The 16,297-nt window shown below is 42.2% G+C and carries 18 protein-coding genes; 13 read left to right on the plus strand and 5 right to left on the minus strand.

Features of this window, described 5'->3' with window-relative positions:
• A partial coding sequence (locus AC1DOK_RS17625) for an SDR family oxidoreductase (protein WP_477555622.1) occupies positions 1–249 on the plus strand: 249 nt, incomplete at its 5' end.
• Positions 250–356: 107 nt separating this feature from the next.
• Here the strand turns inward: AC1DOK_RS17625 and AC1DOK_RS17630 are convergent.
• Entirely contained in the window at positions 357–965 is a 609-nt protein-coding gene (locus tag AC1DOK_RS17630; protein WP_477555623.1) for a YkoP family protein, read from the minus strand.
• 269 nt (positions 966–1,234) lie between these two features.
• Between AC1DOK_RS17630 and AC1DOK_RS17635 the strand changes: the two genes are divergently transcribed.
• The 10 genes from AC1DOK_RS17635 (at position 1,235) to AC1DOK_RS17680 (ending at position 11,482) form a co-directional block, all read left to right on the plus strand.
• Entirely contained in the window at positions 1,235–2,356 is a 1,122-nt protein-coding gene (locus tag AC1DOK_RS17635) for an ROK family transcriptional regulator (protein ID WP_477555624.1), read from the plus strand.
• Between the two features lie 14 nt (positions 2,357–2,370).
• The gene (locus AC1DOK_RS17640; protein WP_477555625.1) at positions 2,371–3,636 is read left to right on the plus strand and encodes an extracellular solute-binding protein; all 1,266 of its coding nucleotides are present in this window, start codon (positions 2,371–2,373) and stop codon (positions 3,634–3,636) included.
• 54 nt (positions 3,637–3,690) lie between these two features.
• A complete protein-coding gene (locus AC1DOK_RS17645) occupies positions 3,691–4,569 on the plus strand; it encodes a carbohydrate ABC transporter permease (RefSeq protein WP_477555626.1) in 879 nt (292 codons plus the stop codon).
• A 1-nt stretch (position 4,570) separates the two neighbouring features.
• Positions 4,571–5,419, plus strand: a complete 849-nt coding sequence (locus AC1DOK_RS17650; RefSeq protein ID WP_477555627.1) for a carbohydrate ABC transporter permease — start codon at positions 4,571–4,573, stop codon at positions 5,417–5,419.
• A gap of 143 nt (positions 5,420–5,562) precedes the next feature.
• On the plus strand, positions 5,563–6,237 hold the full coding sequence (locus AC1DOK_RS17655) for a response regulator transcription factor (protein WP_477555628.1): 675 nt from the start codon (positions 5,563–5,565) through the stop codon (positions 6,235–6,237).
• Positions 6,234–7,616, plus strand: coding sequence for a HAMP domain-containing sensor histidine kinase (locus AC1DOK_RS17660; RefSeq protein WP_477555629.1), 1,383 nt, complete (start codon positions 6,234–6,236; stop codon positions 7,614–7,616). The genes AC1DOK_RS17655 and AC1DOK_RS17660 overlap by 4 nt, the downstream gene beginning before the upstream one ends.
• A gap of 60 nt (positions 7,617–7,676) precedes the next feature.
• On the plus strand, positions 7,677–8,597 hold the full coding sequence (locus tag AC1DOK_RS17665; RefSeq protein WP_477555630.1) for an ABC transporter ATP-binding protein: 921 nt from the start codon (positions 7,677–7,679) through the stop codon (positions 8,595–8,597).
• Positions 8,594–9,307, plus strand: coding sequence for an ABC transporter permease (locus AC1DOK_RS17670; RefSeq protein ID WP_477555631.1), 714 nt, complete (start codon positions 8,594–8,596; stop codon positions 9,305–9,307). The genes AC1DOK_RS17665 and AC1DOK_RS17670 overlap by 4 nt, the downstream gene beginning before the upstream one ends.
• 1 nt (position 9,308) lies before the next feature.
• Positions 9,309–10,034 (plus strand): ABC transporter permease, encoded by a 726-nt coding sequence (locus tag AC1DOK_RS17675; RefSeq protein ID WP_477555632.1) that lies wholly within the window; start codon positions 9,309–9,311, stop codon positions 10,032–10,034.
• 212 nt (positions 10,035–10,246) lie between these two features.
• Positions 10,247–11,482, plus strand: a complete 1,236-nt coding sequence (locus AC1DOK_RS17680; protein WP_477555633.1) for an aminopeptidase — start codon at positions 10,247–10,249, stop codon at positions 11,480–11,482.
• Positions 11,483–11,842: 360 nt separating this feature from the next.
• On the opposite strand, the gene AC1DOK_RS17685 is transcribed toward AC1DOK_RS17680, so the two are convergent.
• Positions 11,843–12,052, minus strand: coding sequence for a hypothetical protein (locus AC1DOK_RS17685; protein ID WP_477555634.1), 210 nt, complete (start codon positions 12,050–12,052; stop codon positions 11,843–11,845).
• Positions 12,053–12,220: 168 nt separating this feature from the next.
• Between AC1DOK_RS17685 and AC1DOK_RS17690 the strand changes: the two genes are divergently transcribed.
• Both AC1DOK_RS17690 and bshB2 read left to right on the plus strand, forming a co-directional pair.
• Complete coding sequence (locus tag AC1DOK_RS17690; protein WP_477555635.1) at positions 12,221–12,565, plus strand: YojF family protein; 345 nt, start codon at positions 12,221–12,223, stop codon at positions 12,563–12,565.
• Between the two features lie 14 nt (positions 12,566–12,579).
• Complete coding sequence (bshB2, locus tag AC1DOK_RS17695; protein WP_477555764.1) at positions 12,580–13,233, plus strand: bacillithiol biosynthesis deacetylase BshB2; 654 nt, start codon at positions 12,580–12,582, stop codon at positions 13,231–13,233.
• Positions 13,234–13,267: 34 nt separating this feature from the next.
• On the opposite strand, the gene AC1DOK_RS17700 is transcribed toward bshB2, so the two are convergent.
• The 3 genes from AC1DOK_RS17700 to AC1DOK_RS17710 are packed head-to-tail and all read right to left on the minus strand — an operon-like array spanning position 13,268 to position 16,289.
• Positions 13,268–14,818: an MDR family MFS transporter gene (locus tag AC1DOK_RS17700; protein WP_477555765.1), complete on the minus strand. Its 1,551-nt coding sequence runs from the start codon at positions 14,816–14,818 to the stop codon at positions 13,268–13,270.
• Positions 14,819–14,850: 32 nt separating this feature from the next.
• The gene (locus tag AC1DOK_RS17705; RefSeq protein WP_477555636.1) at positions 14,851–15,588 is read right to left on the minus strand and encodes a polymer-forming cytoskeletal protein; all 738 of its coding nucleotides are present in this window, start codon (positions 15,586–15,588) and stop codon (positions 14,851–14,853) included.
• Between the two features lie 29 nt (positions 15,589–15,617).
• Positions 15,618–16,289 carry a polymer-forming cytoskeletal protein gene (locus AC1DOK_RS17710; protein ID WP_477555637.1) on the minus strand — a complete coding sequence of 224 codons (672 nt, stop codon included), beginning with the start codon at positions 16,287–16,289 and terminating at the stop codon, positions 15,618–15,620.
• Positions 16,290–16,297: the final 8 nt, after the last annotated feature.

Raw genomic sequence — 16,297 nt, forward strand, 5'->3', positions numbered from 1 at the left:
ATGGCTAACGAATGGGCTAGCAAAGGGGTTAACGTGAATGCTATTGCTCCAGGATACATGGCAACCAATAATACCGAGCAGCTTCGTGCAGATGCAGAGCGCAGCAAAGCTATTCTCGATCGCATACCGGCAGCTCGCTGGGGTACGCCAGAAGACTTGGCAGCAACAGCAGTTTTCCTTGCATCCAAGGCGTCTGATTATGTGAATGGTCATATTCTATGTGTTGACGGCGGTTGGATGGTTCGCTAATACGAGAGCAGTAAAATGGTTTGCTATCTAAATAGATACATAATAAAAGAATCTCCTTAAACAGGAGATTCTTTTATTGTCTAACCTATTATTGTCTAACCTAGCCCTTATTCAAGTATCTCATTCATTCTGAATTTGTTGTGCGTCCAGCGCTCGATTAGAGCTTCTCTACTAATAATGAGGAACATCGGATTAAGCTTCTTATCAGCGGATTTGACGCGTTGTTTACCTTGAGGATGTAATACACGAAGTAAGAGTCGAAGGTATATTTTCAGAAATCTACGAGACCAGTTCGATTCAATAGGATGCAGTTCAAAGCCTAATCCATGAATAATGCCTCGATGGAGTAATGTAATTCCCGTTAAAGCTTTGACATCAGCTAGTTTCGGATTATCTTCAAGATCATAGCGAATTTGTTTCATCGCATCCCGCAGCATTCTTGCTGTCCTTACACCTGCTCTGTCTGCTCCTAGCGAACGGGTAAGCTCTATCACCTGTTGGTTGTCTAGATGGAGCTCGCCTATCCAGTCTCCTGCATGAATACGATGTCCGTCGTGACAGTTAATACTTTTGCCTGAATGCTTTCTGATAACTAGCTTACAAATGCCATATTTATATACAGATTCTCTCCAAAAACTCATGCCAAAATCGAAGATCCTCTCCCAAACCATCCATGTAGACTGTAGCATCACTTTCCTATTGGAACCAGTCATCATTTTCACCTACTCTCCTTAGTATGTCTGTCTTGTCAGCGATAACTCTATTATAGAGATCAATACTCTCTTATTTCTTACTGCAATCTTACGAATTTCTTAAGCCCGATTAAGCTCGAAACCCTTAAGTAGAGGTTAAGCAGTTGTTTGATTGATTACTATATTTGTTCTGGTGAACATAATTTGCAGAGTACGTAAGTACAATAGTTTTAACAGAGAACAAACAAACAAACTAACTAATTAACTTAAGCAATTTAGTGGAAAGAGGGCTTATGCGAAAAGTTGGCAATTTAGATACGATACGCAGTATCAATCGGACACTTGTACTAGAGACCATTCGTTCAGAGCAGCCAATCTCAAGAGCAGAAGTGGCTAAACAGGTAAATTTAAGTCGCTCTACTGTTTCTACAATTGTCGATGAACTGCTGAGTAAGAAAATTATTTATGAAGCCGGATTCGGTTCTTCTACGAATCTAGGTGGTCGAAGGGGGATGAAGCTTGGATTTTCGCCTGCATTCGCCTATGGAGTTGGTGTAGAGGTTGGTGATAAAGAGACCATCCTTGTTATCACCGATTTGGATGGTAATCTGATCTGGAAGCACAAGACTGACACAACGAACAATCTGGATCAGCTCACTGGACTTATTGAGCAATTTATTGCAGCATCACCCATTTCCAGTGAACATATCATTGCCATGGGAATCGGCATACCAGGCATTATGGATAGTGAACAAGGAATCGCTATTCAATCCGCATCGTTAGGTTGGAATCATGTTCGATTGAAGGAAGCGCTGGCACCTCAGTTTCCATTTCCTGTTTTTTGTGAGAATGACGTGAATTGTGCAGCTTATGGCGAGAAGTGGCTTGGCTCTGGTAAACAGACTAGTGACATGCTATTTATCACGATTGGTATGGGCCTAGGCTCCGCCATTATTGCGAACGGACAATTGATTCGTGGCAATTCTTATGCTGCTGGTGAAATCGGCTATTTTATTAGAAAGGAAGATGTATTAGAGGGTCGGATGCATAGCCTAAATGAATTTGGTCTGTTCGAGAGAAAAGTTGCAGGTACGGGGCTTGATGTTCACATGGGTTCAACTGCGAATTTGTTTGATCAATACAACCGTGAAGATCCAGTTGCAATCCAAATTGTAAACGATTTCGTCGTTGAAATATCTGTCGTAATTGCTAATTGTGTAAGCTTATTGAATTCGGAAATCGTCGTCATCGGTGGCGGGCTATCAAGTTCGATGCAAACGATCATAGCTCCGATCCATGAAATTGTTAGTCGTTATACACCTCTTTCTTGCCAGGTTCGACTTGCACAGCTTGGTGAAGACGCCGGAGGAATCGGAGCTGTTGGACTTGCTTTTCAATATATTCAAGAATTCTAAGGGGGATGTTCTTAATGAGAAAAACACTTTCAATAATCATTTGCTCCGTATTAACTGTTGGATTGATGGCGGGATGTAGTACAGAGGGTAAGGGAGGCTCTGATAAACAGGTTACGTTAAACGCGATTTTTATGAAGCAAGCAGGCTACAGTGAAGAGGACATCACTTCGATTACGCAAGAGTTTATGAAAGAGAATCCGAATATTAAAGTGGAAGCTAGTTTTGTACCATACGAAGCGTTAGAACAGAAGATTATTACATCTGCCCCGAACGGTGGTAATGACGTTGTTCTAATAGATGCCCCATGGACCGCTAAGCTGGCTAAGTCGGGCATGATTAAGGAAGTTAGTGACAAGCTGCCTGACTCAGATCGCAAGGAAATTTTTGCGGGGGCGCTTTCAGCTGTTGAATATGATCGGAAGTTATACGGTATGCCTTGGCTGAATGATACGAAGTATTTATTCTACAACAAAGACATGCTGAAGCAGGCTGGCTTCAATGAACCACCTAAGACATGGGATGAACTCGCTCAGCAAGCTACTGTTATCAAAGAGAAGCAAATAGCGGAGTTTCCTATCGTGTGGAGCTGGAAGCAGGCGGAAGCATTAGTGTGTGATATCACATCGCTTACTGAGGTGTTCGGTGGTGGCTTTGTTCGAGATGGTAAGGTGGACGTGGACAGTGCTGCGAATAAGCAAGCGATCCAGTTCATGGTGGATTCCGTTAAGAGTGGCATTTCCAATCCCAAATCAACAGAATTCCTAGAAGAAGATGTACGTGGGGTATTTTCGAGCGGAAAAGCTGCTTTTGCACTCAATTGGACTTATATGTTTAATATGTCGAATAATGATGCCAAAGAGTCACAAGTAACGGGTAAAGTAGGGATCGCTGCAAGTCCTGGTAATGGGCAGATTAAGAGTGCATCCGTCAATGGTGGAATGGGATTAGCAATTACCAAAGGAAGTAAGAATCCGGATGAGTCGTGGAAATACATTCAGTATTTATCATCCAAAGTAACGCAGAAGAAATATGCTAAGAATGCACTTCCTATATGGAAGTCCTTACTCGATGACAAGGATGTCATAGCAACAAATCCGGATGTCGTTACGGCTTCCAAGGTGCAATATGATTATCTGGTGAATCGTCCACAGGTACCGTGGTACGGCGATTTTTCAACAGAGATTCAAGTGAGTGTTCAGAAAGCGCTGTTAGGTCAACAGACAGTTGATGACACGATAAAGTCTATATCCAGTAAAGCGAAAGAGCTTAGTGCAAAATAAGCGGTTAGTGGATGGAGTGCGACCTTCCCTATGTGATCAGAAAGGAGTGATAATATGCCACATAGAGGAGAGCGAAGATTTGCGCTTGTTTTAATATTGCCAGCTATATTAATTGTGTTCGGTATTGTCCTGTACCCACTTGTACAAACGTTTATCTATAGCTTGCAGGATATGAGGCTAACTTCCGATACCAAGGGTGAGTTTGTCGGTCTTGCCAATTATGCGATCATGTTTGGTGATGGAGAGTTCTGGGCTTCGGTCTTTCGAACATTTTATTTCTCCATTGTAACTGTCATTGCAGAGACGATGCTTGGCCTTATGATCGCATTGCTGTTGAATGAGAACTTTAGAGGTAGAAAATTTCTACAGACGATTATTATTATTCCTTGGGCTATACCTACAATCGTCAATGCAGCCATGTGGAAATCTATCTATCATGCTGAATATGGGGCGCTGAACGCGCTCCTGACGCAGCTAGGAATAATAGGGGAATATCAATCCTGGCTTAGCACGCCATGGACTGCGATTCATATGGTGATGATTGCGGATATTTGGAAAATGACACCGTTAGCTGTTATCTTTTTCCTATCTGCTCTACAACTTGTGAACAAGTCTGTCTATGAAGCTGCAATGGTAGATGGAGCGGGGATGTTTCGTCGGTTATTTACGCTAACGCTACCATTCTTGAAGCCAACTATTCTAGTTGTTATCGTGATGCGAACGATGGATTCATTCAAGGTGTTTGATTTAATATATGCGCTTACCCAAGGTGGGCCTGCCAATGGCACGATGGTACTTACTTATAAAGCTTATTTAAGTGCTTTTAATAATATGGATTATTCGCAGGGATCTTCTATTTCCTATTTTATCGGGTGTATGATTGCAATCCTTACTTTATTATATGTCAGGCTATTGAAGCGGGAGGAAGCGTAGCATGAGAAAAAACAAATGGCTGGCACTCTTTCAGTATGTGTTTGCTATATTCATTACCCTCTGTACGCTTGCTCCGTTTATATGGCTGATCCTATCCTCGATCTCTTATCAAATGGATTTGACGACTACACCCTTACAGTGGTTCCCAAGTGACCCTACGTTTGCTCGTTATTCGGATATTGCAACTAATCCCGATAATAATATCGCCTTTACATTCCGCATAGCCATGATAAACTCACTGATTATTGCTATATGTACGACGTTAATAGCGCTTGTAGTCGGTGGGCTAGCTGCTTATGCTTCTGCAAGATATCATTTTGCATTCCGCCGGAAGCTCATTTATATGTTCTTGTTTACCTATATGATTCCTTCGATTGTGATCGTGATTCCGCTATATACGGTTCTGACGAACTTAGGGTTACTGGATAGTAAAGCGGCACTTGTCCTATTACATTCTACATTTGTCATTCCTTTCGTTATTTGGGTCATGCAAAGTTATTTTGGCTCTATCTCCAAAGAATATGATGATGCTGCAATGGTAGATGGTTGTTCCAGATTACAAGTGTTATGGTGGATTATGTTACCTATCGTGCGTCCTGGCTTGATTGCAACTGCTATTCTAGCGTTCTTACTCTCTTGGGATGAGTTCTTCTATGGTCTACTATTCACCTCATCACTAGATGCCAAGACAATCTCCGTCTCGATCGCAGAGTTCAGTGGTAAGAATGCAGTTGATTATGGAATGGTTGCTACTGGTGGTGTGCTTGCCTCAGTTCCACCGCTGATTATTGTTTTTGCGCTAAAGCGGTTCTTAGTCGAAGGCTTAACCTCAGGCGGCTTGAAGGAATAGAACCTATAATTACATATAAAAACGGCTTATGGAGTTGGATAGTCCAGCTTCATGTAGTCGTTTTTTCTTTCTACTACCTACTCTCAGTAATCTGAAATGGTATAATATCCTTGGAAAAGATGATGGAAGGGAACGGTTAACGGATGACTAAGAACCTATTATATATAGAAGATGATCTGGAGATTGGTAAGTGGGTGCAGGAGGATTTAATAGAGCGAGACTATAAAGTCACTTGGCTAACTTCTGGTGAGGGTGCGGTAGAGCAGATGCAAGGGATCGATCTTGTTATCCTAGATGTCATGCTGCCTGGGCTCGATGGATTTACTGTCGGGCAACGACTGAAGAAGGAATGCCCTACTACGCCTATTCTGATGCTATCCGCAAGAACCTCTATTGAGGACAAGCTTCATGGATTAAACTTTGCTGATGATTATTTGACGAAGCCATTTCACCCTGAGGAGCTGGCAGCGCGAGTGGATGTTCTACTAAGACGATCTGGCAAGCTGTCACCTGCGTTAACTCAAATTCATCACCTGAACATTTATTTAAATGAGAATCGGATAATCGATACGATAACCGATGAAGAAATTATACTGACAGGCAAGCAGTTCCATATATTTTCCTACATGCTGCAGCATCCGAATCAAATCTTGACGAAGGAACAAATTTATGAGGGAGTTTGGGGTGACCCTTACATAGAAGGTGATAAAACGTTAATGGTGCATATTCGCCATCTACGCGAGAAAATCGAGAAGGATCCAGCAAATCCAGTGATTATTGAAACGATTCGTGGGATTGGCTACAGGGTGAAATCATGAAAATGAAATTTCGTCATTCCTTGCTTGCTAAATACTTGCTGATTATTATGATCGGACTTGCCATATGGCCTTTAGTTATGCCGATCACGCTTATTTTGTATAATGCTCCGATGTTGTTAACCCAGAATGACAAACATGAAAACATTGAAAACATATATGCGCATGGCGATGAAATCGAAAAAATGTGGCATCAAGAGGCAGAAAAGCTAAGTGGCGCATCTTCCGAGACCATTAATAAGCAGCTTCAGCAATTGGCAGCTAAATACACAAAGGCTAATATTTTTTGGGTCGATCAAGCAGGCACAACACAATTACGTATACCCGAATCACTTCCGTTACCCGATAAATGGGACACAACAGAGACCATTCAATTTATGAAAAAAAGCTATGACAGAGATCCGTTTACGACTGTTGCTCTGATCGGCAAGGATTCAAAGCAGGGCTTTATGGTACTTCAGATTCCAAGATCACTTATGGTAGCTGATAATGGGTATATAAATACAGGGTTACTCTCAGGTATTTTCCTGATTATCCTAGGATTGTTTGTGTTTGTCTCATGGCTATTCTTCATGAAAATCCGCAAGCGGCTGGTTCGTTTGCAGACAGCAATGAGTGTTGTCGATGAAACGGGTATTCCAGCACCCGTTGTTGTGAAGAAACGAGATGAGATCGCACAGCTCGAGACATCGTTTAATCATATGATTCATGAGCTTACAGATAGCCGCAAGCGGGAGCAGGAAGAGGAAGAGCTGCGCAAACAGCTGATAGCCAACTTATCGCATGATTTGCGTACGCCACTAACGACGATCCGTGGGCATGCCTACTCTTTGCGCAAAGAACAAACCGTTTCGATCAAAGGCAAGGAATCGCTTGATATCATTGAAAACAAGGCTGACTATCTTACGCAGCTAATCGAGAATCTGCTTTCGTATACGCTTTTGTCTGCGGGTAAATATCCGTTGAACATGGTGAAGGTGGATGTGCTTCGAACGGTTCGGACAGCAGCGGCAAGCTGGTATCCTGTTTTTGAAAAAGATGATTTCGAGATCAACGTGCAATTATCTGATACCGCACTCTATTGGATTGTAGATGAGCTGTGGCTAACTCGCATCCTCGATAATCTGTTCCAGAATATTATGAGACATGCAAGGGCAGGAAAATATGTTGGTATTCGTACCGTTCAGCACGAGGGGCATATTGCTGTCGTTATTGAAGATAAAGGGCCTGGCATGAGAGCAACATCGGGTGACAAAGGTGCCGGGATTGGACTGACAATTATTGCATTGATGGTAAAGGAAATGAAGCTGGAGTGGGAAATTGCCAGCACAGAGGAAGGAACCTCCGTTTATCTCTATGCACCAAAATTAAACGAAAATTAAACTTGAAGCATCCTTCGTTTTAAACTTCGCTAGCTATGATTAGTAGCAGAGGTGATTGAGATGCAAAATTTCGTAATACATACAACGGAATTAACTAAAAGTTATAAATCGCGTAAAGCAGTAGACAATGTAAATTTGCAAATTAATAAAGGGGATATATACGGTTTCTTAGGACCGAACGGAGCGGGGAAAACGACAACCATCCGTATGCTGCTCGGCTTAATCAAGCCTACGCAAGGTAAAATTCGTGTTTTTGGACGTGATTTGCGAACGGATAAGCTGGCCATTCTACGTAAGGTAGGTTCGTTAGTCGAATCTCCATCCTATTACGGTCATTTAACAGCACGTGAGAATTTGGAGACGGTAAGACGTATTATTGACGTGCCTAAATCCAGAATTGATGAAGTGCTTGCGTTGGTTCGTCTGACAGGAGAGGCTAATCGTCCTGTTAAGGGATTCTCACTCGGGATGAAGCAAAGACTTGGAATTGCAACAGCGCTGCTTGGCAATCCTGAGCTGCTTATACTGGATGAGCCAACGAATGGACTTGATCCGACTGGTATACAAGAAATGAGGGAGCTCATCAAGAGCCTTCCTGATCAGCATGGAATTACAGTTCTCGTGTCCAGTCATTTACTCAGTGAAATCGATCAAATGGCGACAAGAGTAGGTATTATCCAGAATGGATCGATGCTATTCCAGGATTCAATTGAAGTGCTTCGGAACCAGGCGAAGAGTGGAATTCGGATTGTGGCAAGCGAGCCGGACAAAGCAATTCGGACAATCGCTTCTGTTGGCTGTTATGCCAAGCTGAATGCGCAGGATAATTCGCTGCTTATCGAACAAGTCTCTGATGATAAAGTCGCTCGTATCATTGAATATCTCGTTAATGCAGGACACTCCGTGTATCGAGCAGAGGGGATTCAAAGCTCGCTTGAGGATATTTTCCTTGATCTCATCGGGGAGGGGAAAAGTCTATGATCGCCCAAGTGCTTGCAGCAGACTTTATCAAAATACGGCGAAAAGCGATATGGTTTCTCGTTTTTCTAGGACCTATTGGCGTAATTGCGCTTCAGGCAGCTAATTTTGGCTTAAGATACGATTGGTTAGTAAGCCAATATCAGGATGATTTGTGGGGTGCCTTGCTTGAAAACATTCATTTTCTAGGCGTACCTGCTATCTTGTTCGGGACGACGATTTTGGCATCTATGATCGCAGGCATCGAGCATCAAATGAATAGCTGGAAGCAAGTACTTGCGCTGCCAGTCTCAAGATTTCACGTATATTTAGCTAAGTTTATTCTAAACACATTCCTGATGCTTGTATCATGCAGCATACTTGCAGTGGGATCGATTGGGCTCGGTCTTGCACTTAAGTTTGGGACTGATTTCTCGATAGGAGACGTTTTACAAAAATCATTCTATCCTCTCTTTGCAGGATTGCCGATTCTAGCCTTGCAATTATGGCTTTCAATTACGATGAAGAATCAAGCGATTCCACTGACGGTTGGTATTGTGGGCACGATCGTATCTATGTTTGCGATGGCGCTCCCGGATTGGATGATTTGGAAATGGCCGCTCTTGATCAATGAAGCGAATATACCCGAATACTCCGTAATAGCAGGGGTAAGTATAGGTGTCCTTTTACTGGCTTGCAGTGTGTTCGACTTTATTAGACGGGATGTGAAATAGCATGAAGACATTTAACCGTGTACTGCAATCGGAGTGGCTTAAATTACGCAAATCGAATATCTGGCTGCTGATCTTTGTAAGTCCGATCTTGGCATTTTTCTCAGGGTTAGTTGATCTAGGATATTCCGATTGGGGCATATTGCTAAGTCAGATGGTGTTTATCCATGCCATGCTGTTTCTGCCGCTATTAACAGGTGTATTCTCTGCATTTGTCTGTCGATACGAACATGGAGACGGAGGATGGAAGCAACTACTTGCCTTGCCAATGTCCCGTACTCATCTATATTTAGCCAAATTTGTGATCGTCGTCATATTGCTTGTACTAACACAGCTGATTTTCTTTGGCGGTGTGTTTGCAGCAGGACAAATCCAAGGACTTACGCAGGCAGTCCCTTGGGATATGATGTTACGCAGTGGAATTGGCGGCATGGTAGCCGTATTGCCTTTAATTGCGCTGCAGCTTACAGTATCGATTGCTTGGTCCAGCTTCGCGGCTCCTATGGCACTTAACTTTGTATTCACGATACCTAATATGTTAATTGTGAACTCAGCTGACTATGGTCCCTGGTATCCTTGGGCACAACCCATGCTTGCCATGATGCCATACAATCCCGATAGTTTCGGTGCAATGAATGTGTCATTTGAGACTTTGATTTATGTGATACTAGGTAGCTTTGTTATTTTCTTTGCCTCTGGGTTAACGTATTTTCAGAGAAAAGAAGTATAGATGAGCATCAATTGGAATATTGTAAACAAAGCATCCTCCGCTAATCGTATAGCAGAGGATGCTTATTTTTTACATGGCTGTATTAATCATATAAATGAACCAGCGGTCAATAAAATAGTTAAATAGTCACACTAGTTTATAATCGTACTGAGGTAGTGTATGATCTTAATTAAGGGTTAAATAATACATATCAATAAGATGGAGGGCATATGATGAATCAATTTGAACAGAATTTGGATAAGTATGCAGCGCTTGCGGTACACACAGGAGTCAACATACAACAAGGACAGACATTAGTTATTATAGCACCGATTGTTGCAGCGGATCTGGTACGTAAGATTACGAGAAAGGCTTATGAAGGCGGAGCGAAGAATGTCATTGTTGATTGGAATGATGATGAAATCACGCATACCAAATATAGCCTTGCACCTGAAGAAGTATTCTCTGAATATCCGGCATGGATGGCTGAAGGTAAAGCAGAGTTAGCTAGAGGTGGGGCAGCATTCTTGAATGTTCTTGCACCGAACCCTGATTTGCTAACAGACATTGATCCTAAGCGTATTGCTACTGCGAACAAAGCAGCATCAATGGCACTAGAAGAATATCGCAACCATATGATGGCTGACAAAGTATGTTGGTCAATCGTTGCTATTCCTTCAGTGGAATGGGCGGCTAAGATTTTCCCAGAAGAAAAAGATTCAGCAGTTGCGATCCAGAAATTATGGGATGTTATTTTCTCAGTAACGCGTGTTGACTTGCCTGATCCAGTTCAAGCTTGGAAAGAACACAACGAGAAATTACAGACAATGTCTGCTTTCTTAAATGAAAAGCAATATACAGAGCTTGTATATGAATCAACAGGAACGAATCTAACCGTTGGTCTACCAGAAGGACATGTCTGGGCAGGTGGCGGAGCTGTAAGCCAATCAGGAATTAGATTCAGCCCGAATATGCCGACTGAAGAAGTATTTACAATGCCGCACAAAGATCGTGTGAACGGTGTTGTTAGCAGCACGAAGCCGCTTAACTATGGTGGCACAGTTATTGATCGTTTCTCGCTAACCTTCGAGCAAGGGAAAGTCGTTTCCTTTACAGCCGAAGAAGGTTACGAAACACTGAAGCACTTGATTGAAACAGATGAAGGTTCAGCTCGTCTAGGTGAGGTTGCACTTGTTCCTTATGAGTCACCGATTTCACTCTCCAACCTTATTTTCTATAACACGCTGTTCGATGAGAATGCTTCCTGTCACTTTGCACTAGGCAGAGCGTATCCAACGAATATCAAGGGCGGAGTAGAAATGTCCCCAGAAGAACTTGCTAAGAGTGGTGTGAACACAAGCCTTACGCATGTAGACTTCATGGTCGGATCTGCGGAAACGAACATTGATGGAGTTACCAAGGATGGTAAGCGTGAACCAATCTTCCGTAACGGAAATTGGGCGTTCTAGGTTTAGGTTGATAGCTTAGCTTTTGAACTTTAGAAACGGGAAACTCATCTGTTCTTTAAAGACGGTGAAACCGTTTCTTCCTATACGATTTAACTAGAGTCTCCTTCTTGTACCTTTGTGTATGGGATGGAGGCTTTCTATATTTGGAATATATCCTAAGATTATAAAATTCAAGTGTATCAATTCCACGGCCCCCTAATTAAACCGGAATTTTCTCTTTCAATAATATAGTCTGTTTATAGGGGGCTAACCGTCCTATTTTAAGAAATGCGCATTATCCACTGTTTTGTTGCGTAAAATTTATGTTTGTACTGGTTTGCCTGCATATTATGCAATCAAATGGACTCCAAAAACTTATTTTCAATATTTGCCTGTATTTCGTACATTCAAATCAACTCCAATCGCATGATACTTGTGTTTTTGAGCAGTTTGATTGCACGAAGTGCATTCAAGTGTAGCTAGAACGGTGGATCTTGGTGTTTGAATGCACGAAATGCATTCAAATGTATTTAGTTCACTGGATCTTAGCTTTTCATCTGCACGAAGTACACTTAAAACTACTCGGATCACTTGAAGTTCATTAACTAACAGCCCTCTCGGACACTCCTCTTACATATTTTAGCAACTCAATAAATGTGTGGATTAAAGAGTCTCTGCTTCTTACTTTTAGTAATTTAGTATATAATCATTATGGTAAGAGTGAAATTTATCATAGATGCTTCTAAGGGGGTCTTTATTTTGCAACACATTCAGATTGAAGAAGTTCAGAAAGCAATTAATAGTTTTGCTAATCAAGATGTGTATCTTCATTTAGAGACGACCAATGGTGCATATGCGACTCATAATGATGAGAAGAAAATGACGGTTGGCGCGTACATTCGCAACGGCCTAGTTCGATTTACAAGAGGTACAATATTAGGTGATGAGGCTTATCGTGTAGGACTAAAGCTTGATTTAGGCTGGATTTATGCGGAAGGCTTAACTCACTATGAATTAGATAATCAAGGTCGTTTGCTACTAGCGGGATATGATTCAGAGGGTAGATTAGCAGTTGCCCTTGAATTAAGCCATCGACCATTCTGAGGAAGGAGCTGTTAATAATGGAACGCCATATACTTGTCGTATTAGCACATCCGGATGATGAAGCATTCGGTGTGTGTGGGTTAATTGCTATGCAGCGTGAGCAGGGAATACCTGTGACCTATGCATGTGCAACACTTGGTGAAATGGGTCGTAACATGGGCATGCCGCTCATTGCTAATCGTGAAACGATGCCGGCATTGCGTCTTGTGGAGCTTAAGAATGCATGCGCAGCAGTAGGTCTTGAAGACTTGCGTCTGTTAGGCTACCGTGACAAAACGGTAGAATTCGAAGACATCGAAGAGGTCGCAGATCGAATCGGTGCGATTATAGCCGACACAAATCCGTCTCTCGTGGTTACCTTTGATTCTAAGCACGCGGTACATCCTGATCATAATGCAATTGGAGCGGCTACAATACTAGCAGTTAGTCGTATGCCTGAAGCTGAGCGTCCGACGCTCTATCTCAAAGCATTCAGTAAAACCTGTCGTGAAGAGATGGGTGATCCAGATGTAGTCATCGACGTTAGCTCTGTCTTGGATAAGAAAATTGCTGCTCTCAAAGCGCATGAGTCCCAAACTGCGGTTATGATGGGTGAAGCTGATGCGAAACAAAATCCTGCGATTATGAACATGCTCGCAAATGAAGAGTACTGGACTTATAAATGGTAATTCGATTTAGTCGAAAAAACACCCTGACGATTCGTCAGGGTGTTTCTTTATGTGTGGCAGCTTGTGAACTTGTTTCTGTCTCTGCATGTCCTAACAACAATCGCTCTTTACTCATATAGAACGTAAATAGGAATGCAAGTCCTGCCGGTATAAGTGCAAGCAAGAATGTATAAGAGATGGAAGAAGACATAGCGTCTGTAATCGTATCAACGACTTCTTTAGGCATCTGAGCACGTGTCTCGGGCAAGAGTAATTTGCGTGGATCATTGAACATTTCGCCTTGCGGCGCAGCTCCGCCAGATCCTGCAAAGGCATCTCCTAGATTCGATGTAAAGCTATTCCGCTGAATAACGCCAAAGATTGTAATTCCAATCGTCATACCAAGCGAACGTAGGAAGGCGATTGTCGAGTTGGCTGAACCGCGTTGTGTGGTATCAAAGTGATGGATCGCTGCCATTCCGAGTACAGAGAAGGAAGCGCCAATGCCGAGTCCTGCAATGATCATATAGATCGTGACCATTAAGCGTGAGGTATCTGTCGTTAGAGTGGCTAGTAGACCAATACCGATCATAAAAATAATGCTGAAAATAATCATCACGTTTCGGTAGCCGATTTTAGCGGAAGATAGTGCACCTATTTGTGCAGATACAGTGGTTCCAAGCATCATTGGCAGCAGAATTAATCCTGAATTAGTTGCTGTCCCGCCTAGTACACCTTGTATGTAAATTGGAATGTATACAGCAATCGCGATGAAGGCAGCACCAGATAATAACGCTACAATGTTGCTTGCAGCAAATAATCGATTCTTAAACATGCTATACGAAATAATAGGTTCCTTCGCTTTTGTTTCTGCGTATAGGAAAATTGCGAGCAGTACAGCGAAGATGGCAAATAACCCGAGAATGATGCTTGAATCCCAAGCATATTTAGTTCCTCCAAGCTCGAGTGCAAACATCAGGCATATAATCGCGCCGACGAGCGTAATGGCACCCCACCAGTCAATTTTTTGACTTGCATGCTGGATGGATTCTTTATAGAAAATGACGACAAATAATAGTGCTAACAAGCCAATGGGGATGTTAATGTAGAAAACCCAATTCCAACCCATATGATCTGTGACGAATGCGCCAAGAAGTGGGCCAAATACACTGGATAAGCCAAATACGGCTCCGAATAGTCCACTCATTTTGCCGCGCTTCTCAGCGGGGAAGATATCGAACATGATCGTAAAGGCAATCGGCACTAAAGCTCCGCCACCAATTCCTTGAATTGCCCTATAGATGCTTAACTGGACGATACTATCTGCGGTTCCGCACAGAATCGAGCCAAATAGAAACACAATTAGCCCGAATATGAAGAATCGCTTACGTCCATACATATCGGATAATTTACCGAAAATCGGCATGCATGCCATTTCAGCTACCATATAAGCGGAGGTAACCCATACGAATTTATCGAGTCCGCCAAGGTCTGAGACAATCGTCCCCATGGCTGTTGCCACGATGGTATTATCCATCGAAGCCATTAGAATGCCTAGCAGCAAACCTGCCACTACAAAACTTGTATTATTTTTCTTCACAGTAATTGTTTCTCCTCAATCAGAATAAAAGTAGTTCTTTATACTTGAACGCAGCTATTCACTTTAGCATCCGGTGCTTGATGGTATCTGCCGCGATACTCCACATGATCGATTTCACAGCCAGGTCCAATCTCAATGTTGTTCCCGCGGACTACAGAGGCTTTGGTAAATTCGAGTGAGATATCATCCCCTTCAATGCTATCCGCTATAAGCATGGGATCTGGAATGAATTTAAACATACGTAGTAACGATTTGAAAGCCATATCCAGGCCAGTATTTCTTCTTACAATAATTCGTTCACCGCCAATTTCTTTGGCCATGCAATGCCAATTAATCTTAAGGTCCATCGTTCCCACATTGAGCAGTCCACCTATGGTAAAACCACCTCTTGCAGTTAAGTTCTCCACTTCACAATCCCCTTTAACATCTATGGACCCGTATATCTTCATAAATTCCGAAACGATATTCTCATTAATATTGAGCGCTCCACTTATATTAATTTCTTTGGTTGATACACGTCCGTTAATATAGCTTTGCCCTCGAATAGACATTTTATCGGATTGAATATTACCATTGAAGTTCGCTGTACCGTTCACACTTATTTGATCCGCTTTGACATTACCATGTGTTTGTGAGGAACCATTAGTAGTGAATTTATAACAGTCAATATCACCACCGATTCTTCCATCTCCATTAATTTTAACCTTATCGAAGAAACCGCCAGTAGACGATCCTGATCCATTTATTTTGAGATCATGTCTGATTTGATTATCCATTTATTCTACCTCCTATGACATTGAACTAATTAAATTTGTCTATGGGTTTCTACTTTTGCAGTATCATCTATATAAAGACTGGATTTATATTCAACTGTTTCAATTTCACAGCCAGGTCCAATGATAATTTCATTTCCACGCACGATCTCGGCTTTGGTGAATTCAAGCTGGATCTTGTTACCCTCGATCGAATCCGTTATGAGGTGGATGGGGAAGATAGAGCCGATAATATTGAAGGATGTACCTGATTTCTCTTTGGTTACGACAATATTTTCGCCGCCTATTTCTTCTATTCGACATTTGCCACGAAGCTTAATGTTTATGTGACCAGCGTTTAGTAGCCCATCAATTGTAAATCCACCGTCCGCAAGGAATTCCTCCGCCTCACAGTCACCATCAATATTAACCATGCCATTTAAGTTGATTTGTTCTCCTTTAAGATTGCCATCAAGCTTCACACTGCCATCGATTTGCATTTTCGTTGCTTGAATATTCCCTTCAATTTTGCTCAATCCTTTAATGGACAGTGAGTTTGCGTTGATGTTGCCGTTCACAGTGCTTTTGCCATTGCTGATGAATGTTTGACATTCAATATCACCGTTCACAGTTGTCATTCCATCGATTTGTACATTGTTGTAAGTGCCTCCAGTAGCTTTACCCATACCTGAAATATGAAGATCATTACTATTTGAATGGATCATGTGGGACT

This window comes from Paenibacillus sp. P5_B5, assembly GCF_056400365.1.

Coding starts and splice junctions, on each gene's coding strand:
- AC1DOK_RS17650 (WP_477555627.1), top strand. CDS start 4,571: ATGAGAAAAAACAAATGGCTGGCACTCTTTCAGTATGTGTTTGCTATA.
- AC1DOK_RS17630 (WP_477555623.1), bottom strand. CDS start 965: ATGATGACTGGTTCCAATAGGAAAGTGATGCTACAGTCTACATGGATG.
- AC1DOK_RS17635 (WP_477555624.1), top strand. CDS start 1,235: ATGCGAAAAGTTGGCAATTTAGATACGATACGCAGTATCAATCGGACA.
- AC1DOK_RS17665 (WP_477555630.1), top strand. CDS start 7,677: ATGCAAAATTTCGTAATACATACAACGGAATTAACTAAAAGTTATAAA.
- AC1DOK_RS17675 (WP_477555632.1), top strand. CDS start 9,309: ATGAAGACATTTAACCGTGTACTGCAATCGGAGTGGCTTAAATTACGC.
- AC1DOK_RS17645 (WP_477555626.1), top strand. CDS start 3,691: ATGCCACATAGAGGAGAGCGAAGATTTGCGCTTGTTTTAATATTGCCA.
- AC1DOK_RS17710 (WP_477555637.1), bottom strand. CDS start 16,289: ATGATCCATTCAAATAGTAATGATCTTCATATTTCAGGTATGGGTAAA.
- AC1DOK_RS17680 (WP_477555633.1), top strand. CDS start 10,247: ATGAATCAATTTGAACAGAATTTGGATAAGTATGCAGCGCTTGCGGTA.
- AC1DOK_RS17670 (WP_477555631.1), top strand. CDS start 8,594: ATGATCGCCCAAGTGCTTGCAGCAGACTTTATCAAAATACGGCGAAAA.
- AC1DOK_RS17640 (WP_477555625.1), top strand. CDS start 2,371: ATGAGAAAAACACTTTCAATAATCATTTGCTCCGTATTAACTGTTGGA.
- AC1DOK_RS17705 (WP_477555636.1), bottom strand. CDS start 15,588: ATGGATAATCAAATCAGACATGATCTCAAAATAAATGGATCAGGATCG.
- AC1DOK_RS17660 (WP_477555629.1), top strand. CDS start 6,234: ATGAAAATGAAATTTCGTCATTCCTTGCTTGCTAAATACTTGCTGATT.
- AC1DOK_RS17655 (WP_477555628.1), top strand. CDS start 5,563: ATGACTAAGAACCTATTATATATAGAAGATGATCTGGAGATTGGTAAG.